7 protein-coding genes are annotated in these 4783 nt (G+C 47.2%); all 7 read left to right on the top strand.

All coding sequences use genetic code 11. From position 1 onward, the window contains the following. A partial coding sequence (locus KKE17_13765) for a hypothetical protein (protein MBU1711065.1) occupies positions 1–504 on the top strand: 504 nt, incomplete at its 5' end. A 94-nt stretch (positions 505–598) separates the two neighbouring features. After that, positions 599–1075 (top strand): type II secretion system GspH family protein, encoded by a 477-nt coding sequence (locus KKE17_13760; GenBank protein ID MBU1711064.1) that lies wholly within the window; start codon positions 599–601, stop codon positions 1073–1075. Between the two features lie 117 nt (positions 1076–1192). Next, the gene (locus tag KKE17_13755; GenBank protein MBU1711063.1) at positions 1193–1828 is read left to right on the top strand and encodes a prepilin-type N-terminal cleavage/methylation domain-containing protein; all 636 of its coding nucleotides are present in this window, start codon (positions 1193–1195) and stop codon (positions 1826–1828) included. Between the two features lie 5 nt (positions 1829–1833). Next, on the top strand, positions 1834–2646 hold the full coding sequence (locus KKE17_13750; protein ID MBU1711062.1) for a prepilin-type N-terminal cleavage/methylation domain-containing protein: 813 nt from the start codon (positions 1834–1836) through the stop codon (positions 2644–2646). Then, positions 2636–3040: a hypothetical protein gene (locus KKE17_13745; GenBank protein ID MBU1711061.1), complete on the top strand. Its 405-nt coding sequence runs from the start codon at positions 2636–2638 to the stop codon at positions 3038–3040. The genes KKE17_13750 and KKE17_13745 overlap by 11 nt, the downstream gene beginning before the upstream one ends. A 278-nt stretch (positions 3041–3318) precedes the next feature. After that, positions 3319–3918, top strand: coding sequence for a prepilin-type N-terminal cleavage/methylation domain-containing protein (locus KKE17_13740; GenBank protein MBU1711060.1), 600 nt, complete (start codon positions 3319–3321; stop codon positions 3916–3918). A gap of 69 nt (positions 3919–3987) precedes the next feature. Further along, complete coding sequence (locus KKE17_13735; protein MBU1711059.1) at positions 3988–4608, top strand: tetratricopeptide repeat protein; 621 nt, start codon at positions 3988–3990, stop codon at positions 4606–4608. The last annotated feature ends 175 nt before the right edge of the window (positions 4609–4783 follow it).

The raw sequence follows: 4783 nt of genomic DNA, 5'->3' as shown, positions 1-4783 counted from the left end.
GACCTGTTGATTCAGCTCACGGCTATTGCCGACAGCGACGGGGTGACCGCGAACGACCTGGGCACCCCCAAGGATATCACCCCATCCTGCGGAGCAATCGATATCCGCTACGGCCGGGCCACGGCGATGAACGGTTTCGGTACGGACACTGAACCCATTAAGGTCCTGGTCTATACTGAGTATTACGATGGCACGGACTGGCTGCTTAACCCTCTGGACAGTTCCACTTCAATAACCTACTCGACCTCCACCACCGAAGTGTCAATTCTTTCTGAAACCCCGGCATCTCCTTTACCCGTCACTTCCGGCGTGGCAATTCTCACATTAACCCCTGATCCATCAACCGACCCCGGCGATCCAGGAGGCAGCGTAACCATTGCCTATACACTCCCGTTAAGTCCATGGCTTGAGCCCGATGCATTTCCCGGATTCCAGGCAGAGGCACTTTTCGGCATTTACCGCGGCAATGACCGGATCATCAACTGGCAGGAAATCGTCAGATAGTTGCAGATTGTTGATATTCCCGGTAAGTTCTTTGTAGAATCTCAAAGATGAATTACTCGCACAAATCAAAACACTTTTGAAAAGTCATCCGCAAATGTTGACGAACAACCTGCAGTTCATACGAAACCAAAAGGCCTTCACCATGATCGAACTTGTCATGGTGATACTGCTGATCGGTATTCTTTCAACGGTGGCCGTGGTCAAATGGCCAAGCGGCATGGAAGAACAGGCGGCAGTCGATGAATTCAAACGGGCCGTGCGTTATGCCCAGCACATTGCCATGACCCGGCAATACACGACTTTCGATGCTGCATGGTCGATAATCGTTGCCGGAAATCAATACACCATCCGCCGTGCCGACAACTCCGAAACCGCAACCGATCCCCTTGATGAGGCATATCCCAAAAAACTGGTTGGGGATATTTCCATCACAGCAGGGTCAGTAGCTTTCAACGCCCTGGGAGAACCGATCAACGCCCTTGACGGAGCACTGCTTGGCGTAACAATATTTTCTATAGGAACACCACCGATAACCGTGACAATCTATCCGGAAACAGGCTATGTGGAATAACACAAGGCAGAAGGCAGAAGGCAGAAGGCAGAAGGCAGAAGGCAGAAGGCAGAAGGCAGAAAAAGATATATTTTCAAAATACCTTGTCAATTGAATTATTTTGCCATGAATAACTCGATGAAATCAACCAGGAAAACACCAGAGTCGGCAAACAGGACTCATGCATTTCCACGCCCTGAATTGAAGCTTCGATTCTCCGGCCCGGGCTTTACCCTTATTGAGATAATTATGACCATCGTCATTCTGGGTTCTGTTTCGCTGATCCTCATCCCTTTTTTCAAATCCATTGCCCACAGCCCGGATCCTCTTGTCCGCCAGAAGGCCGTATCGCTCGGCCAGGCGTTGATGGATGAAATTCTTTCAAAAAAATGGGACCAACTCACCCCGGTGGGAGGCGGCCCACTGGACACAGACGAAAGCACACGTGTGCCGGCAAATGGGTCTTCAACCCCTTTTGCCGCTCTTGGGACAGACGGAGAAGCATCCAGGGCCAACTGGAATGATGTTGACGATTATAACGGCCTTGATGAAACATCCGGTAACCTCAGGGACCAGAACGATAATCTCATTTCAATCTCCGGCTATACCCGTAAGGTATGGGTAGGCTATATTGCCAGCAACACCGACCCCATCGCCCCGTCAACCGCATTTCTCGGCGCCGGGGTTACCTCGGATACAAAACTGATCAAGGTCAAAGTTGAATCACCACTTGGTGAAGACTTTACTTATGTTGCAGTCTCCTGCAACCTGTGAAAATCATGATTCAACGCAAGAAAAAAAAACCGAACGGCTTCACCCTGATGGAACTGATCATGGTAATTGTACTCCTGGGAGTTATGGGGATGATGGGTTCGGAATTCATCAGTGAAATTTTCAGGGGATTCAAGGCAACGGATGCGCGGCTGGATATTTACGAGGAAGGCAAAACCGCCCTGGTCCGCATGGAACGGGAGCTGCATAATGCCATTCCCAATGCAATCAATCCAGCATCAGCAACAGACCTGCAATTCGGCTCCATTGACGAACAGGCGATGAGATGCACCGATACGGTGGCACCTCTTTGTGATCCGGGAGAATATGTTTTCGGACAATATTCCGACAATAACCCCGTAGGGAAAGCCTTTATCAGAGACCTGTCAATGGCCCTTGATTCGACAACAAATCCGATTATCTCTATTTACAATCGAAGCTGGGGTGATTTCAATGATATTCCTGCAGGATCCCAGCGACTCTATTCCGTTACAGGAAACTCCGGTCCTCGGAAAATGGATCTGATTCCTAACGTCAAGGCCGCATCCCCCAATAAGCGATTTTATGCAGTTGACCAGGCAGTCAGATACTTTTTGAGTGGAACCACCCTGTTACGTGAAACCGCGCCTGTTACGGTGGGTTCCAGTATCATTTTTGCAAACGGCGGCTACCCCCTTGCAAGAGAGGTTTCAAACCTCATTTTCGGGTATCAACCGGGGTCGCTCTCAAGAAACGCCATAGTGACAATAGATTTTACAATCTCAAGAAATGGTGAAGATGTCGATTTTCACAAAGAGGTACAGATCAGAAATGTCCCTTAAAAACTGCACAGACATCCTTTTCAGAAACAACCGGGGCATGGGTCTTATTGCCGTCATTTTTGTGGTGGTGGTTGTCTCTTTATTCGGCCTGGTAATCACCAGGCATGTTTCCACAGATTCTATTTCCTCGGGAGAGGATTACGTCTGGGCCCAGGGTCTTTACTCTGCCGAATCCGCCGCCCAGTTAAAAATTCTCTGCTATGACGGCGGCGGCATTTGGGCCGGTGCATGTGGCGGGTTTACCTTCCCAATTGTCAACGGTTACACGACAACAACCGGCGTCCCGCCAATCGACAGTCCCGGCGGCGTCAATAATCCATCGATTATCAATGTCCGCGCAAATTATCCGAACCTTGGCTTAAGCAGAGAGATAGAGATAAAATATATTTTATAATCAGATAGTTACCAACCAATACAATTATTCCCGGCAAACCTTCACCGACTTTTCAATACATTGGTTCTTTTATTAAAAAAGGTCATATGATTATTTACCGTTGACGCATAATTGTCATTGAGCCCCACTCCTCGTTCATGTCAGAACAAAAGGACAAAAGGCCCTATTTAACCTCCTGTTTTTCTTTGACATTATCCACTGGTATGCTATAAGTAATAAAATTGATTCCCCCTTATTACCGTGGCCTGAACTATCCACACTCTTAAAGGAGGTCCCCGGTGTCTCAGAAATCCCGCAATAAAGGTTTTACACTGCTTGAACTGGTAATCGTCATGATTATCCTCGGCATCCTTTCCGCTGTTGCAATACCGCATTATCTTGACATGCAGAAGGAAGCCAAATTTGCTGTAACTAAAGGAAAAATCTCGGCAATTCGGGGAGGAATTGAACTTGCCCACGCAAAAATACTGGTATCCGGAGTTAACACCGGGCCTGAAGGTGACAACCCGGACTGGCCTACATTGGAAGAAGTTCAGTTTAATGAGCTTCGACTTTCCACCCGCCCCGTATCGCTGCACAATTTAAAACTCGTTCGAACCGACCATTACTCTACTGAACAGAACAAAACATTACCCCCATGCATTCTTCCGGACATGACATCTGCCATGTCCCAGAACAGTTCTGCTGTTGCATACAAGAGTCTTGCTGATATCCAGACAGAAATCCGCCGCGGAGATGAATCAACCTGCTGGGCATATTACCCAGGAAATGAACGAAACGCCGATGGCAGAGTTGTCGGGGCTCTTTTCTATTTGAATGACGACCGATCCTTTACCGACAACATTGATGCAGCAGGGAAGCGTCCTTCCCAATGGTAAAAAATAATTCGAACAGCTTTAACGGCTCAATCGGTTCAAACAACTCAAACGGTTCAAACGGCTTAAGACGTGAGCAAACTTTTTAATACCCTTGAAAAAATAAGGAAAAACGAAACATATCATGTCTCGTCTGAATTAAAGATTGCCCCGGTATCACGTTCTTCGAAAAAAAGACGCACCATTGCCTTCATTGCTGTTTTCAGCGTCTTTGTTATTTCTGGAACGTATCTGTTTCTTTCACGGCAAACGTTACAAAACAGTTCTCCCAAATCAAAAGCGCCGCAGGACCAGACAACATCAAGCCCTGCAGAACAGAAAGTGATACTCTCATCACCCGCCTCAACAGTGCCGGAGACAATTCAATCTTCCCCGAAAAAATCGACAGATGAAACAGCCTCACTCAACAATCTGGGCGTTGACAGCATAAGAAGACAGAAACACTGGGACGGCATTTATTCCCTTCATGCGGCGGTTCAAGCCGATCCTCAAAGGATTGAGCCACTGATAAATCTTGGAATTGCACTTTCTGAACTTGGATTACATGGCCCCGCTGCAAAATATTTTTCCCAGGCCTACAATATTTCGCCTAAACACCCTGGACTTCAAAAAAACCTGGCGATTCTTTCAAACGCCGGATTACTTGATGCTTATAAAATTTTTTCAGGCAACCCGAAACTGAGAACGTATTAATCTGTTTTTTAAAAAGCCAATTGCGGTCTAACATCCTTTGATTATTGTAAGAAGCCAAAAAAGAAGATGAAATGAGATTCAGCCTCAGAAAAAAAAGACATCTCGCCCTTGTCGGGGATAGCTCGACTTCAATTCTTGCAGAGATTTTGAAGTCTGCCGGCGGCGTCCCTGGTGT

The sequence above is a fragment of the Pseudomonadota bacterium genome, assembly GCA_018823135.1.
Lineage (GTDB): Bacteria > Desulfobacterota > Desulfobulbia > Desulfobulbales > CALZHT01 > JAHJJF01.
This window is presented reverse-complemented; position numbering and strand designations above follow the sequence as displayed.

Excerpts from the sequence above, each read along its gene's own strand:
- KKE17_13760 (MBU1711064.1), top strand. The coding sequence starts at position 599 with ATGTTGACGAACAACCTGCAGTTCATACGAAACCAAAAGGCCTTCACC.
- KKE17_13755 (MBU1711063.1), top strand. The coding sequence starts at position 1,193 with ATGAAATCAACCAGGAAAACACCAGAGTCGGCAAACAGGACTCATGCA.
- KKE17_13750 (MBU1711062.1), top strand. The coding sequence starts at position 1,834 with ATGATTCAACGCAAGAAAAAAAAACCGAACGGCTTCACCCTGATGGAA.
- KKE17_13745 (MBU1711061.1), top strand. The coding sequence starts at position 2,636 with ATGTCCCTTAAAAACTGCACAGACATCCTTTTCAGAAACAACCGGGGC.